Annotated in this window: 16 protein-coding genes; 12 read left to right on the top strand and 4 right to left on the bottom strand. The window is 38.8% G+C overall.

Annotated features, from left to right (window positions below; genetic code table 11):
* The first annotated feature begins 55 nt into the window (after nucleotides 1-55).
* Nucleotides 56-1021, top strand: a complete 966-nt coding sequence (locus CH361_RS01020) for a hypothetical protein (protein ID WP_100788965.1) — start codon at nucleotides 56-58, stop codon at nucleotides 1019-1021.
* Between the two features lie 72 nt (nucleotides 1022-1093).
* Complete coding sequence (locus CH361_RS01025; protein ID WP_100788966.1) at nucleotides 1094-2308, top strand: acetyl-CoA C-acetyltransferase; 1215 nt, start codon at nucleotides 1094-1096, stop codon at nucleotides 2306-2308.
* 277 nt (nucleotides 2309-2585) lie between these two features.
* On the opposite strand, the gene CH361_RS01030 is transcribed toward CH361_RS01025, so the two are convergent.
* Nucleotides 2586-2984 carry a type II toxin-antitoxin system VapC family toxin gene (locus CH361_RS01030; protein ID WP_100788967.1) on the bottom strand — a complete coding sequence of 133 codons (399 nt, stop codon included), beginning with the start codon at nucleotides 2982-2984 and terminating at the stop codon, nucleotides 2586-2588.
* The gene (locus CH361_RS01035; protein ID WP_100788968.1) at nucleotides 2968-3246 is read right to left on the bottom strand and encodes a FitA-like ribbon-helix-helix domain-containing protein; all 279 of its coding nucleotides are present in this window, start codon (nucleotides 3244-3246) and stop codon (nucleotides 2968-2970) included. Before CH361_RS01035 ends, CH361_RS01030 begins: the two co-directional genes overlap by 17 nt.
* 345 nt (nucleotides 3247-3591) lie before the next feature.
* Between CH361_RS01035 and CH361_RS01045 the strand changes: the two genes are divergently transcribed.
* From CH361_RS01045 to CH361_RS01055, 3 genes are all read left to right on the top strand, one after another.
* Complete coding sequence (locus CH361_RS01045) at nucleotides 3592-3927, top strand: Zn-ribbon domain-containing OB-fold protein (protein ID WP_100788970.1); 336 nt, start codon at nucleotides 3592-3594, stop codon at nucleotides 3925-3927.
* Between the two features lie 82 nt (nucleotides 3928-4009).
* Complete coding sequence (locus CH361_RS01050) at nucleotides 4010-4456, top strand: DUF1801 domain-containing protein (RefSeq protein ID WP_100788971.1); 447 nt, start codon at nucleotides 4010-4012, stop codon at nucleotides 4454-4456.
* A gap of 28 nt (nucleotides 4457-4484) precedes the next feature.
* Nucleotides 4485-4907 carry an acyl-CoA thioesterase gene (locus tag CH361_RS01055; RefSeq protein ID WP_100788972.1) on the top strand — a complete coding sequence of 141 codons (423 nt, stop codon included), beginning with the start codon at nucleotides 4485-4487 and terminating at the stop codon, nucleotides 4905-4907.
* A gap of 4 nt (nucleotides 4908-4911) precedes the next feature.
* On the opposite strand, the gene CH361_RS01060 is transcribed toward CH361_RS01055, so the two are convergent.
* Both CH361_RS01060 and CH361_RS01065 read right to left on the bottom strand, forming a co-directional pair.
* Nucleotides 4912-6540, bottom strand: coding sequence for an alpha-glucosidase (locus tag CH361_RS01060; protein ID WP_100788973.1), 1629 nt, complete (start codon nucleotides 6538-6540; stop codon nucleotides 4912-4914).
* Between the two features lies 1 nt (nucleotide 6541).
* Complete coding sequence (locus tag CH361_RS01065; protein WP_100788974.1) at nucleotides 6542-9094, bottom strand: [protein-PII] uridylyltransferase family protein; 2553 nt, start codon at nucleotides 9092-9094, stop codon at nucleotides 6542-6544.
* A 39-nt stretch (nucleotides 9095-9133) separates the two neighbouring features.
* Between CH361_RS01065 and CH361_RS01070 the strand changes: the two genes are divergently transcribed.
* The 7 genes from CH361_RS01070 to dnaJ all read left to right on the top strand — a co-directional run bounded on the left by CH361_RS01070 (nucleotide 9134) and on the right by dnaJ (nucleotide 16706).
* A complete protein-coding gene (locus CH361_RS01070) occupies nucleotides 9134-9637 on the top strand; it encodes a hypothetical protein (protein ID WP_100788975.1) in 504 nt (167 codons plus the stop codon).
* A gap of 35 nt (nucleotides 9638-9672) precedes the next feature.
* A complete protein-coding gene (locus CH361_RS01075; protein ID WP_244279457.1) occupies nucleotides 9673-10926 on the top strand; it encodes a glycoside hydrolase family 172 protein in 1254 nt (417 codons plus the stop codon).
* A complete protein-coding gene (locus CH361_RS01080; RefSeq protein WP_100788976.1) occupies nucleotides 10919-11836 on the top strand; it encodes a sensor domain-containing diguanylate cyclase in 918 nt (305 codons plus the stop codon). The genes CH361_RS01075 and CH361_RS01080 overlap by 8 nt, the downstream gene beginning before the upstream one ends.
* 147 nt (nucleotides 11837-11983) lie before the next feature.
* Nucleotides 11984-13015 (top strand): heat-inducible transcriptional repressor HrcA, encoded by a 1032-nt coding sequence (hrcA, locus tag CH361_RS01085; RefSeq protein WP_100788977.1) that lies wholly within the window; start codon nucleotides 11984-11986, stop codon nucleotides 13013-13015.
* An 11-nt stretch (nucleotides 13016-13026) separates the two neighbouring features.
* The gene (gene grpE, locus CH361_RS01090; RefSeq protein ID WP_100788978.1) at nucleotides 13027-13599 is read left to right on the top strand and encodes a nucleotide exchange factor GrpE; all 573 of its coding nucleotides are present in this window, start codon (nucleotides 13027-13029) and stop codon (nucleotides 13597-13599) included.
* A 22-nt stretch (nucleotides 13600-13621) separates the two neighbouring features.
* A complete protein-coding gene (gene dnaK, locus CH361_RS01095; protein WP_100788979.1) occupies nucleotides 13622-15559 on the top strand; it encodes a molecular chaperone DnaK in 1938 nt (645 codons plus the stop codon).
* Between the two features lie 19 nt (nucleotides 15560-15578).
* On the top strand, nucleotides 15579-16706 hold the full coding sequence (gene dnaJ, locus CH361_RS01100; protein ID WP_100788980.1) for a molecular chaperone DnaJ: 1128 nt from the start codon (nucleotides 15579-15581) through the stop codon (nucleotides 16704-16706).
* The last annotated feature ends 4 nt before the right edge of the window (nucleotides 16707-16710 follow it).

Raw genomic sequence — 16710 nt, forward strand, 5'->3', positions numbered from 1 at the left:
AAATCATTGTATTGTAACAAAATGCTTTAAGACCTTTGTTTTTGTTTTCCTCTGGATGTTAGCATTTGGATTTGATTCCATGCTTTCTGCGGAGACAACCATCATCGAAAATGAAGAAGATGAAAAACGTGTTTTAGAAAATCATGCATTTGAAAAATTACGATTTGGTCTCGCCAATCATATTCACTATTACAAAGTTAAAAAAACAAAAAACACAGTCGTAGAACAAAGGTCGGGTCGTAAACGATTGTATGATCATAATTTAATTTTACGTTCGATCTTTCGCAATCGGATTTTACATCACGAATATGGTTCCATTGGACGACTGTTAGATGGTGCCAGTTTTATTGATTTTGGTAGTGCCATTCTTTATGAAGAAGGTGCGGTAACGGTTCGAGATTTATATGAAGACCAGTTTCTTTCCCGTTACATCAAAAAGATTGTCGCAACGGACATCAATGACCCGGAATACGATCACACAAGGTACATTGAAATTCATATGACTGAGAGGGATCCCTTTCCTTTTGCCTTCAATGAAATTCCTTATCGTTTGGATGACCCCGAGTACATTCGAATCTTAACAAGGATCTACACACCGAATGAATTTTCACCGGTAATCTTTCGAAGCACCAATTCTGGGCCCGATTTATTTTATACCGTGGAGGAAATGCGGGACCATTTTCGATCGGTTTTGGATGCGAACCCTCATCGCACCATTTTATACTTCTTCAATCGTTACATTTTTTTCCGAACGCCTTGTGAGTCCAAATTCCAACTCCTCGGAACCATCGATGAAAAGGTAGGAGTGAACCATAGTTTCAGTGCCTGGCGGTATGTGGACTGGAACAAAAGGGAATTTGCGGAAGCCATCGAACCCAACTTTCGTTACATTCGTATCGCAGAAGAAAGAAATGAAAGCAAGGCTGACCGATTGGATTCGATGATTTCCGGGTTTAGATGCCAAATCGGAGCAAAAATGATCTACTACCGTCACAAATTCATGAAAACTATGACGAAATGATGATTTTTTTACTTTTCTTGTGAGGCGAACTCTGTACGTTTTTCCTAGAAACACCCAGAGAGAGGTAAACCCATGGGGAATTCCTATATTATTGATGCTGTCCGAACTCCGAGAGGAAAGGGCAAAAAACGAGGGACACTTGCATCGGTCCACCCACAAGAATTAGCTGCTGCCACATTAAAAGCCATCCAATCACGTACCGGAATTGATCCAAAAACGGTAGAAGAAGTTGTTATGGGTTGTGTATCCCAAGTTGCTGACCAAGCTGCATGTATTGCGCGTTATGCGGTAATGGCAGCGCATTGGCCAAAAGACGTTCCAGGTTATACTGTGAACCGTTTTTGCGGATCTGGATTACAAGCACTCAACAACGTGGCAAACCATGTTGGATCGGGAGCTATGGAACTCGGAGTTGGTGGTGGAGTGGAATCCATGAGCCGTGTGAAAATGGGTGATGATATGATCGGTCGTGATTTTAACGTTGGTAACGATAAAATTGCTGCTCATTACAACCTAGTACCACAAGGTATTTCTGCTGACTTAATCGCAACTAAGTATGATATTTCTCGTGAAGAGGCAGATCGTTTTGCAGAATCTTCACAACAAAAAGCTCATGCTGCCATTCAAAATGGATACTTTAAAAAATCTGTGATCCCAATCACTTTGGATGATGGAACTGTTGTAACAGAAGAAGAAAACCCACGTTTGGAATCTGATTACGCTTTCCTTTCTAGTCTTGGTCCTGTATTCAAAACGATTGGTGAAAAGGAACTTGATGCCATTGCATTACGTTCTTACCCAGAAGTAACAAAAATCAATCATATCCATACACTTGGAAACTCCTCCGGTATTGTGGATGGTGCTGCTGCGATTTTGGTTACGAACGATGATGGTTTGAAAAAATACGGTTTGAAACCACGTGCAAGAATCCTTGCAACAGTAGCAACTGGTGAAGATCCAACGATCATGTTGACTGGTCCTGTTTCTGCTTCTCAAAAAGCTTTAAAACAAGCTGGTCTTAGTGTAAAAGACATTGACCTTTGGGAAATTAACGAAGCATTCGCATCTGTAGTGTTATACGTAAAGAAAACACTTGGAATTGATGAATCCAAAATCAATGTGAATGGGGGAGCGATTGCTCTTGGACATCCGCTCGGAGCAACAGGTGCGATTCTAACTGGAACCGTTCTTGACGAGTTGGAAAGAAGAGACCTTCGTTATGGTCTCATCACTCTTTGTATTGGTGGCGGAATGGGAATTGCGACCATCATCGAAAGATTGAAGTAATCAAAAAAACTTCCAAAATTTTTAATAAACACGTTTGGATCCTACACAAAAGAGGTGGGATTTAAACGTGTTTCGTTTATTACACATTATCCTTAAAAAAATCTTAATCACAGAAATCCTGATCTAAATCTGAAAACAGAAAATCATTACTATTAACAAGAGGGGAAGGGAAATATACGCAATGCGTATATAAGCGTAGTAACTCAAACTAGGACTTAAGTGCTGAAGCGAAGCAGTTAATCAATATTATGTGTAGTGTTTTAGCTAGTAGAGTAGGTTATTTACTCCAATTCTCAATACTTAAATCAGGAATCATTGAGAAATGTTTTTCATTATTCGTAACTAATGTGTAATTTAAAAATAGGGCAGTTGAACCGATCAGGAGATCGAAGTCGTCAATGGTATTTCCTTTTTTCTGTAATGCCCCCTTAACTTCTCCGAAGGTTTCTACAATTCCTTTTGTCAATTCGATAACAGGAAAAAGTTCTCCAATTCTATAGACAGTAGCTAGATTTTTCTCTCTACTTTTCGATTTCTTTGCACCAAATATTAGTTCACCATAAGTAATTACGGAAATTGCTTTTGAAATATTCTTTTTTTCTAAAAGGTTTTTTTGAACTTTTTCATTACCTTTTAGGCTATAGATGATAATATCTGTATCAATCAAATAACTCATCAGCTATCCTTGATCGATGATTCTTTGACCTTGAAGATTTAATCTCGGAAATTATATCTTTTGCGCTTTTGTCATCGTGCCAAGAATTGGTTAGTTTAAGAAACTCTAGAGTTTGTAGTTCACTTTCTAAGTTATCTCTTTTTAGATGATTTTCTATTATCATGACAACCTCTTGACTTATTGAACGATGCTCAAGCTCAGCCCTTCTTTTTAAAGATTCGTAAAGTCTGTTATCAATATCTCTGACTTGGAGATTTGCCATATTTTAATTCTAAGCTCTATTCATGAGTATGCAAGCATTTTTCATGCATTTTGTTGGAATTAAATTTTAAACATTAAGGGTAGTAGGGGAAATATACGCAATGCGTATAGATTACGCAGTTGCTGGGTATGGACTAAGTTTATGTGGAGGATTTTTACGTAATGCGGATAACACACTTCAATCTAATGAAATACTTCTAAATTTATTTCGGTTGGGATTTAATTGCATTACATATAAATTACACCTTTTGTTTGTATCAGAAAATTTAGGATTGTTCATTGAGTTTTTGCCAGACTGGGATTTAAACGTATTGCGTTTATTTCACATAAATATCAGTAATGGTGTATGAACACAATTGAAACCTTTTCTGGAATCCATTGCAAACAATGTGATTTTAAAGTGGCGGAATATACTTCCGTTTGTCCTTCCTGCGGGAACGAGGGCATCGAAAAGGTAGACTTAAAACCAAATGGAATCATTCATTCCTTTACGGTTGTACATGTAGGATTTGGTCATATGGCAAATCGTGCGCCTTATGTTCTTGCCATCGTTCAAACAGAAGAGAATGTAAAATTAACGACTGTGATTGAAGATGTAACCAATTTTGAAGAGATCAAAATTGGAGACAAAGTCCAGTTCAAAACTTGGGATCCAAACATTGGTCCTATCTTTCAATATTAGAAGTTGATTGTAATATTTTTATTACAGCAACTTTTCAACTATGGATGAAAGTAAGAAATTGCATATTTTGATATAACAAAAAATGAAATCTTCTTCTGATCCAAAAACCAAAACGAAACCCAAACTAAAAAATCCCCTTCCTTCCGAAGAAATTTCATCTTATTATTTTAATTTAACACCCGTAATGTTGGAAAAGTTTATGGAAATCCGAACTTGGATTTATGAATTATCTGAAAGCGACGACCGAATCGGGGAATTAGAGGAATGTTTAAAATGGGGAGAACCTAGTTTTTTAACACCAAAAACAAAATCTGGATCCACCATTCGAATCGGTAAGGTGGACAATTCGGAATTTGCTCTCTATTTCAATTGTAAAACCAGTATTGCCAAAGAAATCGCACTGGAATTTCCAGAATTGAAATGTGATGGAAAAAGGGCTTTGTATTTTGAGGCAAAGAAGAAACTTCCAAAAGCCAAAGTCATTATTTGTTTGAAGAAAGCTTTATTGTATCATCAAAGAAAATCTTAATCGTTAGAGTCGGGGCTAGAATGTAGATATGAAATCAAAAGAAGGTGCTTTTCAATATTCGTTTCGAGTCCGTTATTCGGAAGTGGATAGTCAAGGAATTGTTTTCAATGCCAATTATCTAAATTATTTAGATGTATCCATTACTGAATACTTCCGGACTATGGGAATTTCTTATTCTGCATTTATAGAAAAATACCAACTAGATTTTCATGTGGTTCAGTCCCTGATTGATTATCGCAATGGAGCCAAGTTTGATGATGTTTTAGATGTAACTTTAAGTCCGAGTTACAAATCTGCTAAGATTTTTTGGTCATTTCAGATTGTTTCTGAAGAGAAACTTATTTGTTCAGGAATGTTAACTTATATTACTGTGAGTCATCTCACAAAGAAGATAGTATCATTACCGGAAGAAGTGGGCCAGTTATTGCAGATTTCACGAAAAGCAGACTAAAAAATCATCTACCAAAAATGACTGCTTCATTTGGTAACAAAACCAAACCACCGGTATCCAATTCTTTTTCGAGTTCAAAAGAAGAAGTACGGTTGGCAGTGCTAAATAAAATTTCGTTTAGAACCCATTTTCGTGGATAAGAAATTTTAACTGGTTTTGAGGAAAAGTTTAGAAAGATATAAGTTTCTTCTTTGCCTTCTCTTCTTCTGTAGTATAGCGCTTGTTTGTCGGTACTTAAAAGGATTTTTAGTTTACCTTTTCTTAAAGACTTTCTATCTTTTCTTAGTTGGATTAGTTTTTTATAAGTATAAAAAAGAGAATTTGGATCTTCTTTTTGCGATTCTACGTTGATTGATTTTGCATCTTCATATAAGGGAAGCCATGGTTTGCCAGTGGTAAATCCTGTGGTTTCTGATCCATTCCAAGGCATCGGTATCCTTTCGGGATCACGACCTGGATGGAAAGGCCAATATCGTTTTCCAACAGGATCTTGGATTTTTTTATACGGGACTTTTTGGCGTTTCATTCCAATTTCTTCACCATAGTAAAGAAAAGGTGTTCCTCTGAGAGTTAACATCATACAGGCGGCAAGTTCTGCGCGTGCTTTTGTATCATTTCCTTTTTCATAACGAGTGATATGGCGAGGGAAATCATGATTGGAAAGAGTATAATTTGGCCAATTGTCTTCACCAAGTGCAGATTCAAAATCTTTTACAATTTGAAAAAATCGTTCTGCTTTCCAAGGAGAGAAAAGAAACATAAAATTAAACGCGAGATGTAATTCGTCATTTCGGCCACAATACGTTGCAGGTAGAAGAACGTTTCCGGGAAAGTCTTGCATGATCTCACCAACAAACATCCGTTTTTCGGAATAAGAATCGAGTAGTTTACGCATTCTACGAAGGATTCCATGCATTTCGGGACGGTCACGATCATACGCATGAACTTGTTTGTCGTAAGGTCTTGGGCCTTTCATGAAGTATGAAACTTGGTTTCGTAAAAATTCATCTTTTACATATAGATTGACTACATCCAATCGGAATCCATCCACACCCATATCCAACCAATACTTCATCATTTTGAATATGGCATCTTCTACATCGGGGTTACGCCAATTGAGATCTGGTTGTTCTTTTAAGAAGGAATGAAAATAGTATTCTCCAGTCCGTTTATCATATTCCCAACCAGAACCGCCAAAAGCACCTAACCAATTATTTGGTGGTCCATTATGGTGTGGTTCTTTCCAAATGTACCAGTCTCTTTTTGGGCTATTGACAGAAGATCTGGATTCTAAAAACCAGGGATGAAGATGGGAAGTGTGGTTGACTACTAAATCCATAATGATTCGAATCCCACGTTTATGAGCTTCCTTTAACAGTCGTTTGAAGGTTTGGATGTCTCCGTACACAGGATCAATTTCTTCATAGTCAGAAATGTCATAACCGAAATCAAACATAGGTGAAGGATAAACTGGCGATAACCAAATAGCATCAATTCCCAAAGAATCTTTGGAGCCGGCAAGGTAATCTAACCTTTCAATGATCCCTTCTAAATCTCCAATTCCATCTCCGTTGGAATCTTGAAAACTACGCGGGTAAATTTGATAAATGACTGCTTCTTTCCACCATGCCATACTAAAAATTAATCTCCATGATTCCTTGGTTTTCTTTGACTCGGGCAACGGACAAAATTCTTTCTTTGATTGCTAAGAGTAGTCCAGTATCTTCAATTTTCTTTCCATTTAAAGTTTGGATATGGAATGAGTCATAAGCGAAATCCGCACTTGTTGATATTCTAACAAATATTACTTCTAATTCAAAGTCGAGTAATGTTTTGAGGATTCGATACACAAGTCCGATAGAATCGGGAACTCTGACTTCTAAAACAGAATACGACTCGGAAATGTCGTTAGAAAATTTTACTAATTCTTCTACCATTCCATCCGGAATTTGTGGTAAAGTTTTCCAAATGTTGGTTGTGGATGCTAAATCTTCAATATTGATTTTACCTTCAATACATTCGGCTAACGTAGATTCAATGTCCAAAATCTGCTGTTCTGCAATCTCACCACTTCCAAATTCGTCGGTGATTTGTGCTTGTAAGATGAGTTGGTTTTCTACAGTTCTAAATAACCGTAAACCTACTAAATTCAGTGCCAGTGAGGAAATGGTTCCCGAAAGGTACAACAATATTTGTGGATCGGCCTGGGCAAAAATAGACAAAGTCACAAAAGCCGGTTCACGTTCCGTGATCAAACGAAACGGTAATCCGGATTGTTGCCATTCATAGAGCAAACTAAAATGTTGGAAAACACGTCTGGGAGTATTGTAATGCAAATAAGAAGAAGGTCGGATTTTCATTCCAAACTCAACAATGTGTTCGGATTGTTCTGTCGTTAGGCCTTCTTTTTCGATTAAGTAAGTTTCTAATGTGGACTCAATCCGTTCTTGTGTATCTGCAAGATTTCCTTTTTTCTGTAAATAGGTTAAGGTAGAAATGAATAGGAAATGTAAAATTTCTTTTTTCCAATTGGTTAGAATTCCTTGGCCCACGGATTTTGTATCGATAATGGTGAGTATGTAAAGTAATCTTAATGTGTTTTCGTTTGAAAATTGTTTTGCGAAAGAGGAAATCAGTTTAGGATCATAAATATCTCTTTTGGAAGATAACTCAGACATAACAATATGTTCTGCAACAAGGAATCTTAATAGTTCTGTATCTTCTTCGGATAAACGAAACCTTTCTGAGATGATGAGAGCAAGCTCTGCTCCGTATTGGCTATGATCTCCTTCTTTTACCTTTCCAGCATCATGGATGAGGATTGCTAATGCTAAAATTTCAATTTTTTCACAGACATTAAAGACTTCTTGGACTTGTCTGTCTTCCCACATATCAGCAATCAGAACATCCAACTCTCTTAAGATAAGAAGGGTATGTTCATCTACAGTGTATTGGTGGTGGTAACTAAAAAGAGGAAAGTTAGTGCAAGCTCCAAATTCGGGAATGAGTTTTCCAAGGATATTGCATTCATGCATGAGAGTGAGGGTATGTCCAATTCTCTTTTTAGTTCGCAACATCGAAAGGAAGGTATCTAAAACAGATTTTTGATTTTTAAAATCATCATCTAAGAAGTGTGATGCGAATCTAATTTCGTTTAAATCAATTCGGGAGGGCTCTCCTTCATTTAATTGTGATTCGGCAAAGAATTGAATGATATCATCATACAAACTATCGGGATTGGAAAGTTCCGTATGGATGCGTTTTTTGTTTCGATTGGTTTTTTCATCCAGATACGTTCCAATATAAAAATACACTTCTTTTTGAGCTTTGTAAAATTGGCTCATAAACGATTCGAGAGTTTTGATTTCGTTTTTGGAACCAAATCCTAAAAATTCAGCAACTTCCGCCTGTAATCCCAAATCCAAACGATCATTTTTTCGGCCACTGATAATGTGTAATGCGGATCTTGTTAAAAGTAAAAAATCATAAGCAGATAAAAGAGTTAAAGTATCACCGATCAAATAAAAATCAAAAATACCGCCGTCAGCGGAATCAGGTAATGGATTGGTTTTTTCGATCCAATACATATGTTGTATATCGCGAAGTCCTAATGGATCGTTTTTGATATTAGGCTCAGAAAGAAGAATTGGATTGTAGGAATTGATAATTCTTTCTCTAAGATAAGACAATTTCCATTCATTAAAAACTTTGATGGTTTTTTCAGGAATTTTTTCCAAAAATTCTGTTTTGTACTTTTGAAACAAAAGTTCTGAGCCAACTAGAAACCGCGAGTCAAGGACGGAATGGTAGGTTTCGATTTGATCTAAATAGATAAACGATTCTTTGATTGTGCGGCAGGAATGACCCACTTCCTTTTCATTGTTATATAAAAATGTATTAATTTTAGAAATGATTTCGCTAAGAAGTTTGTCGGAGAGTTTTCCGTCATGAAGATATAGAATGTCGATGTCAGAATAAGGTGCCAGTTCCCTTCGGCCGTACCCGCCGACAGCAATCAAACAAAGATGGTCTTTTAATGGAATTCCTTCGGAAACTTCGTTGAAAAGAGTCCGTATGGACTCGTCGACCAGATTACTTAGCTGGCGCGTAAAGAGTCTCCCGGAAGAAACTGTTTTGGCTTTTGGAAATGTCCGTTGCAGTTTTGCCTTGAGTTCTGATTTCATCATGTTAAGATGGGATCTCCTACCTTATTGGACAACTTTAACATGAATCCGAAGATTAAAATCACAATTCAGTTTATTTTCAGTCATCTTTCTGCCTACCTTCTTGTATCCATTCCTTATTTCCAGTTAGTAATGAAGGAATATTATGAAGGTGACAGTGCTATTTTTCCTTTGTTTCTCATCACAGCAAGTGACGGGGCTGCATGGTCTAGAGCTCTGTTTTGGTTGTTTCCGTCTTTAGTGTTGCAAGCGATACTGATTGTAAGTTTTTTAATTATGTTTTGGGATTGGTTTCGATTGCAAACCTTCGGCAAACAAATGTTTGTTTTAGTGTGGATGCGAACGGTGATTGGTGGTCTTGCTTCCATTTCACCAGCAGTTGGAAATTTAGAAGGAATGGTTTTTCTCATTCCTGAAGTATCCTTTTCGATTCATTTTTATGTGGGTTTGGAAATCTTTTTACAATCACTTGTCCAAGCTGGAATTTTTCTAGGTTTGGTGAACCGATGGAAACCAAGTCCCGAAATTAGTAAAAGTCATAAATAAAAATACAAAACGAAAACGGAACTAACTCAAAACGTATGCGTAAAGATCATTATCATTATCATTATCATTATCAATATCTAAATTGTTTTTTTAAAAACATCTTTCTTTTCGAATGCAAAAAAACATTGGTTCTCTTTGTTTCTGCCTTCTATTTTTTTACAGGTTCGCTACTTGGTGATGGCTGGGAATCATCAATTTGGAAAGACAAAACATATCGTAATCAAAGGGTATCAAGTTCGGATCCAACGAATGGAAACGATGACTTTATTAAAATTCCAAAGAAAAAAACAGTCACCATTGCCGAAATCAAATCAAGGGGAGTGATCAAACACATTTGGATGACTCTTGCCAGTAAGGATCCAATGGCCAGAAAAAATGCTGTCATTCGAATGTATTGGGACAACCAAACACATCCTTCTGTAGAGGTTCCGTTAGGTGAATTTTTTGGACAAGGTTGGGGAGAAGAGTATATCTTAAACTCAGCACCGCTTGTGGCAGCTCCCAAAAAAGGAAAGTCTATGAATTCCTACTTTCCAATGCCTTTTGAGTCAGGGGCAAAGATAGAAATTGAAAATGAATCCGATGAAGACATCAGTAATTTTTATTTTTACGTTGATTATGAAGAATGGAAAGAACCGTTAAATTCTAACTTACGATTCCATGCACAGTGGAATCGAAGTGTCACTGAGCCTAAAACAGTTAGTCGAAAGGAAAATGAATGGGCCCTTTTGGGGGAAACAGAAAAGACAATTTTTAAAAAGGAAAATTATTTCTCGGTTCTGGAAACGGAAGGAAAAGGCCAGTTTATTGGTCTTAATTTGTATGTGGATTCTCCCACTCCCCTTTGGTATGGAGAAGGGGATGATTTGATTTTCATTGATGGAAATCAAACAGAGGCAAATCTAAAGGGAACAGGAACCGAAGATGTTTTTAACACCGCTTGGTCCCCGAAAGAAGTTTTTATGCATCCATACTTCGGATATCCACGAGTTTCGGAATCGATTGGTTGGCTTGGTCGAACTCATTTGTATCGATTCTGGGTGGAATCCCCTATACGGTTTGAAAAAAATTTCCTATTCTTACTTGAGCATGGTCATGCAAATTCCTTGACCTTAGATTTAATCTCAGTTGCCTATTGGTATCAAGGTCTGAATTCCAAACCAATGAAGGTTTTGCCGAAAAGAGAGTTCCGGTTGAACAAACCTGAAATTAATTTTCGTCATATCCATAAGTGGCGGGATTCGTTCCGAAGCGAAAAAGGTTATGGGGAAATTTGGGGCAATGAATGAAATTAATACGGACGTATTTGCGAGGGAAATTGTCTCTCAATCCATCGATGCAATTGTTGTTTTAGATACTAACAGTAAAATACTTTTTAGTAACTTAGCATTACGGTTGTTAACTGGTTTTACAGAAGAAGAGTTACACCAGAAATCATTTTCTTTTCTCTTTCCTCCCAATGAAAAAGGGGAACAGAGTTCCATCGAAACTTTTGTTAGTTCCAAAGAATCACATTATATTGCTGGTTTTTTAAAAGAACTAGAACTAGTGACCAAACCCAAAGGTACCATCCCTGTGGAAATTAGGGCCTTTACCATTCGCAACGATCATCAAATGTTTTATGCGGCCATCATTCGTGATGTTCGTGAAAGAAGAAGACTCGAAGAACAAAAGAACGTCCTCATCAGTAGTTTGAAACGATTGGCTTATATGGATGAGCTCACCATGTTGCCGAATCGACGTTCCTTTTCTGAAGCCTTACAAAAGACGGTTGCCACAGTCAAACGTCGCAACCGAGAGTCGGTTCTTGCCGTCCTTGATATCGATCATTTTAAACATATCAACGATACCTATGGTCATGACATTGGGGATTTAGTTCTTAAAAAAATGGCCAATATCTTTTTAGATTGTCTAAGGGAGGAAGATACCGTTGGGCGAGTTGGGGGAGAAGAGTTTGGGTGTATTTTGCCAGACACCACAACAGAAGGAGCCACCATTGTCCTCGACCGGCTTCGGGAATCAGTGGAAAACCATCGTTTTTTCATTTTCGATAATTATTACCTAAATATCACTCTCAGCATAGGATACACCAAGGTGCACCCCCTCCAAAAACCAGAAGAGATCATGAAACTAGCGGACATAGCTCTCTACCAAGCCAAGAATCACGGGCGAAATCGGATCCAAGTTTACCCTGTGTGACATAATTTTAGCAGATTCTAATAAACTCTGCTAAAATTCGAGGCTCTAATCTTCTTCCTGCTTGACGAAAAAATCCCAAATCCGTAAACTTTAAGCATAGTTTAGCACTCTAATCATCAGAGTGCTAAAGGAAGTGCCAAGAAGGATATGGATCTATCCCCTAGACATCGTTCTATTTTGAAAGCTTTGGTTGAGGAATTTGTATCAGACAACAAACCGGTCGGATCCAAAACCCTTTCTGAAAAATACGATATCGGTGTTTCTCCCGCAACCATTCGCTCTTGTTTGGCGGAGCTTGAAGAGATGGGTTTCATCGTGGCAAGGCATACTTCGGGAGGTCGGGTTCCCACAGAACGCGGCTATCGTCTGTATGTGGATAGTTTGGTGACTCTTTTTGAACTCACCATGCGAGAAAAACAAAGGATCCAAGAAGAGTATCTTCGGATGCAATTTCGATTGGATCAGGTTCTCATTGCAACATCCAAAGTTTTGGCTTCGCTTTCGCAATCGGCAAGTGTGGTTCTCGGGCCAGAAGGGTCTCTCGACACACTCAAACACATTGAACTCATCCATGTAAACGGTGGAGAGGTTCTTATGATCCTTGTGATGCGGTCAGGTACTGTGCTCAATCGGAATATTTTTTTCGATTACCACATCTCTCAAGAGACCTTGTACCAAATTTCAAGGTATTTGAATGATAACGTCAAAGGTTTTGATGTTCATGAAATTCAAAGTAATCTGATTCCTCAGATGATGATGAAAAAGGAAGGTCCAGAAGGATTTTCACAATTTGCACCATCCATTGCGAGAGCAATGGGATCAGACAATCAATCGGTAGATAATTTATACATCGATGGATTGAAAAACTTATACGAAAACTTTAAGGATGAAGAGGAACAATTAGAAAACATCCTGCATCTATTTGATGAAAAACAGTTCCTCAAAGAGTTTTTTAGCGATTATGTTCCGATGGATGGAGTTTATACCATCATTGGAAAAGACGGTAATGCAAAGTTAGGTGGTGTTACCATCATTACCACGAATTACCGAATGGGTGAAAAGAGGATTGGTTCCATGGGAATCATTGGTCCTCAGAGGATGAATTACAACAAGGCATTACCTTTGATTGAGTTCACCTCGAAGTTAGTTTCAGAAATGATTACGAAATTGAGTAGATAGTAGGAGGAAAAATGGCAGAAGAAACAAACGGGTCCGTAGACGAACAAAACGTGCAAGTCGAAGAAGGGCAAACCATTACGGATGAAGCCATTGAACAAGCAGTAGAAGGTGCCGAGAAAGAACTCGATAATGCCAAAAAGGAAATCGAAACTTTAAAAGATTCTTGGCTTCGTGAACGTGCTGAGTTTCAGAACTACAAACGCAGAACTGCAAATGACTTGTTAAATGCAAGAAAAGAATCCATCAAGAAGTTCGCAGAAGGACTCACTGGTGCTTTGGACAATTTAGAACGAGTTTCTAATGTTCCGAACCAAACTCCGGAAGTGGTAGCTTTCGTTGAAGGAATCAAGATGGTTCAAAAGGAATTTTATTCCGTATTGGAAAAAGAAGGAATCAAACGTTTGGATCCGAAAGGAATGCCGTTTGATCCTATGCTGATGGAAGCAATTGCTTCTGAGGAAAGTGCAGAGTTTACAGAAGAGACTGTTGTGGAAACTTACCAAGCTGGTTATTACCATGAAGAAGGTGAAAACAAACAATCGATTCGTCCTGCACGTGTGAAAGTGGGAAAACCACAAAGTTAATATTAGAAGGAAGGAGAAGACTATGTCTAAAGAAAAAATTATCGGTATCGATTTAGGAACCACTAACTCTTGTGTGGCGGTTATGGAAGGTGGAGACCCTGTTGTCATTCAAAACTCAGAAGGGGCAAGAACCACTCCTTCGATTGTTGCCTTTACCGCAAAGGGTGAAACCATTGTAGGTCAGTTCGCAAAGAACCAGGCAATTACGAATGCAGTGAATACAATCCGTTCTGCGAAACGTTTTATCGGTCGTCGTTTTAACGAGGCTGGTGACGAATCCAAGATGGTATCTTACAAAGTGATCCGTGCTGGAAATGACGGAGTCAAATTTGAAACCGTTTCTGGTGAATTCACTCCACAAGAGATTGCGGCTCGTGTTCTTCAAAAAATGAAAAAAACGGCAGAAGACTTTCTTGGCCATGAAGTGAAAAAAGCTGTGGTAACTGTTCCTGCATATTTTAACGACGAACAAAGACAAGCAACAAAAGACGCAGGTCGTATTGCTGGTCTTGAAGTAGAACGTATCATCAACGAACCAACGGCTGCAGCTCTTGCTTATGGTTTTGATAAGAAAAAAACCAGTGCAAAAATCGCCGTATACGACTTAGGTGGTGGAACATTTGACGTTTCTATTCTTGAGCTTGGTGACGGTGTATTCGAAGTAAAATCCACAAATGGGGACACTCATCTTGGTGGTGACGACTTTGATAACGTGGTCATGCAGTGGATGATTGATGAGTTCAAAAAACAAACGGGAATTGATATTTCTGGAGATAAAAACACAGTACAACGATTGAAAGAAGCTGCTGAAAAAGCTAAAATCGAGTTGTCTGGAACTTCTTCTACTCAAATCAATCTTCCGTTCATCACAGCGGATGCATCAGGTCCAAAACATTTGGATATGACACTCACCAAAGCAAAGTTTGATGAGATTACAAGATCTCTTGTAGAAAGAACTCGTATTCCATGTATCAACGCATTAAAAGATGCAGGATTAAGTGCTAGCGAAATCGATGAAGTCATCCTTGTGGGTGGATCCATTCGTATCCCTGCGGTGCAAGCTCTTGTAAAAGAAATTTTTGGTAAAGAACCAAACAAATCTGTAAACCCAGACGAAGTAGTAGCCGTTGGTGCTGCGATCCAAGGGGGAGTTCTTGCAGGTGATGTTACGGATGTATTGTTACTCGATGTAACTCCGCTTTCTCTTGGTATCGAAACTTTGGGTGGTGTGATGACAAAACTCATCGAAAGAAATACAACCATTCCTACAAGAAAGTCACAAGTGTTCTCTACGGCTGCGGATAGCCAAACTACGGTTTCCGTTCATGTATTACAAGGGGAACGTGAGATGGCAAGTGCCAATAGAACACTCGGTCGTTTTGACTTAGTGGGAATTCCATCAGCACCGAGAGGAGTACCTCAAATCGAAGTGACATTTGATATTGATGCAAACGGTATTGTCCATGTTTCCGCAAAAGATTTGGGAACAGGAAAAGAACAAAAGATTCGTATTGAATCTTCTTCTGGACTCTCTGAAGAAGAAATCAAAAAGATGGTGAAGGATGCAGAAGCTCACGCAGAAGAAGATAAAAAACTTCGTGAAGCGGCTGATACTAAAAACGAATTGGAAGCAATTGTTTACCAATTAGAAAAAACCATCGGTGAATCTGCTGACAAACTCGACGAATCAGAAAAACAAAGAGCTCAGGACGAAATCAAACGCGGCCGTGAAGCAATGGAATCTGGTGACGTTGAACGTATGAAAGCTTCTCGTGATTCGATCCAAGAAGTCGCAATGCAAATTGGACAAAAGATTTATTCACAAGCTGGCCCTGAAGCCGGAGCTCCGGGTGCAGACCAAGCAGGCGCTGCTGGTCAACAAGGGGCAAGTGAATCTTCTGCCGGTGGCGAAAAGGTCGTCGATGCGGATTACACCGTAGTTGATGAAGATAAAAAATAAATAGAGAAGAAGTAAAACTATGAGCGACCGTGGTTACTACGAAGTATTAGGCGTTTCGAAAGGTGCCTCTGATGATGAGATCAAGAGCGCCTATCGTAAGTTAGCCATCAAATATCACCCTGATAAAAATAAGGGTGATAAAGAAGCGGAAGAAAAATTCAAAGAGGCTACCGAAGCCTACGAAGTGTTACGTGATGCACAAAAACGTGCGGCGTACGATCAGTTCGGCAAAGCAGGTGTGAACGCTGGTGCTGGCGGAGGATACGGGGCAGGTGCTTATACAGACTTCTCTGATATCTTTGGAGACTTCGGTGATATCTTCAGTGAATTTTTCGGAGGCGGAGGTGGTGGCGGTAGCCGCGGTGGTGGAAGAAGGTCCGGTCCTCAAAGAGGATCGGATTTACGTTATAATTTAGAAGTTAGTTTAGAAGATGCTGCCCTCGGCAAAGAATACAAAATAGAAATCCCACGACTGGAAACTTGTGTGGATTGTTCTGGTTCTGGTGCCTCTAAAGGATCTTCGCCAACAGTTTGTCCGGATTGTTCGGGAACAGGTCAAGTGCGAAGGACACAGGGTTTCTTTAGTGTCACAACCACTTGCCCACGTTGTAAAGGAAAAGGAAAAGTCATTTCCAATCCTTGTAAAACTTGTAAGGGTGAAGGCCTAACAGAGAAAAGGCGAACCATTCATATTAAAATTCCTGCAGGTGTAGAATCGGGTAGCCGACTCAAAGTTTCCGGTGAAGGTGAGTCTGGTCCAAACGGTGGCCCAAGTGGAGATTTGTATGTGGTGACACATATCAAAAAACACCCAACCTTTGAACGGCAAGGAAACGATTTAATTGTTCAAAAAACCATTTCACTTTCTATGGCTTGCCTTGGTGGTGAGATTGAAGTGCCATCCATTGACGGAAAGACCATTAACTTGAAAATTCCAGAAGGAACGGAAAGTGGACAAATCTTCCGATTGAAAGGACATGGAATTCCATACCTAGGTTCTTATGGAAAAGGGGACCAACACGTAATCATTAAAGTAGAAATTCCTAAGAAACTTTCTAAAAAACAGAAGGAACTTATGGAAGAATTTGCCCGTGAGTCCGGCGAAAAGGTCGGCAGTGGCGGAAAATCTAAGTTGTTTTTCCGCTGATCTT

The sequence above is a fragment of the Leptospira brenneri genome (genome assembly GCF_002812125.1).
GTDB lineage: Bacteria > Spirochaetota > Leptospiria > Leptospirales > Leptospiraceae > Leptospira_A > Leptospira_A brenneri.

Bases quoted from the DNA above. Each gene is read 5' to 3' on its own strand.
- dnaJ (WP_100788980.1), top strand. From the start codon at position 15,579: ATGAGCGACCGTGGTTACTACGAAGTATTAGGCGTTTCGAAAGGTGCC.
- CH361_RS01025 (WP_100788966.1), top strand. From the start codon at position 1,094: ATGGGGAATTCCTATATTATTGATGCTGTCCGAACTCCGAGAGGAAAG.
- CH361_RS01065 (WP_100788974.1), bottom strand. From the start codon at position 9,094: ATGATGAAATCAGAACTCAAGGCAAAACTGCAACGGACATTTCCAAAA.
- CH361_RS01075 (WP_244279457.1), top strand. From the start codon at position 9,673: ATGCGTAAAGATCATTATCATTATCATTATCATTATCAATATCTAAAT.
- CH361_RS01080 (WP_100788976.1), top strand. From the start codon at position 10,919: ATGAATGAAATTAATACGGACGTATTTGCGAGGGAAATTGTCTCTCAA.
- CH361_RS01030 (WP_100788967.1), bottom strand. From the start codon at position 2,984: ATGAGTTATTTGATTGATACAGATATTATCATCTATAGCCTAAAAGGT.
- CH361_RS01055 (WP_100788972.1), top strand. From the start codon at position 4,485: ATGAAATCAAAAGAAGGTGCTTTTCAATATTCGTTTCGAGTCCGTTAT.
- grpE (WP_100788978.1), top strand. From the start codon at position 13,027: ATGGCAGAAGAAACAAACGGGTCCGTAGACGAACAAAACGTGCAAGTC.
- CH361_RS01045 (WP_100788970.1), top strand. From the start codon at position 3,592: ATGAACACAATTGAAACCTTTTCTGGAATCCATTGCAAACAATGTGAT.
- dnaK (WP_100788979.1), top strand. From the start codon at position 13,622: ATGTCTAAAGAAAAAATTATCGGTATCGATTTAGGAACCACTAACTCT.
- hrcA (WP_100788977.1), top strand. From the start codon at position 11,984: ATGGATCTATCCCCTAGACATCGTTCTATTTTGAAAGCTTTGGTTGAG.
- CH361_RS01020 (WP_100788965.1), top strand. From the start codon at position 56: ATGTTAGCATTTGGATTTGATTCCATGCTTTCTGCGGAGACAACCATC.
- CH361_RS01070 (WP_100788975.1), top strand. From the start codon at position 9,134: ATGAATCCGAAGATTAAAATCACAATTCAGTTTATTTTCAGTCATCTT.
- CH361_RS01060 (WP_100788973.1), bottom strand. From the start codon at position 6,540: ATGGCATGGTGGAAAGAAGCAGTCATTTATCAAATTTACCCGCGTAGT.
- CH361_RS01035 (WP_100788968.1), bottom strand. From the start codon at position 3,246: ATGGCAAATCTCCAAGTCAGAGATATTGATAACAGACTTTACGAATCT.
- CH361_RS01050 (WP_100788971.1), top strand. From the start codon at position 4,010: ATGAAATCTTCTTCTGATCCAAAAACCAAAACGAAACCCAAACTAAAA.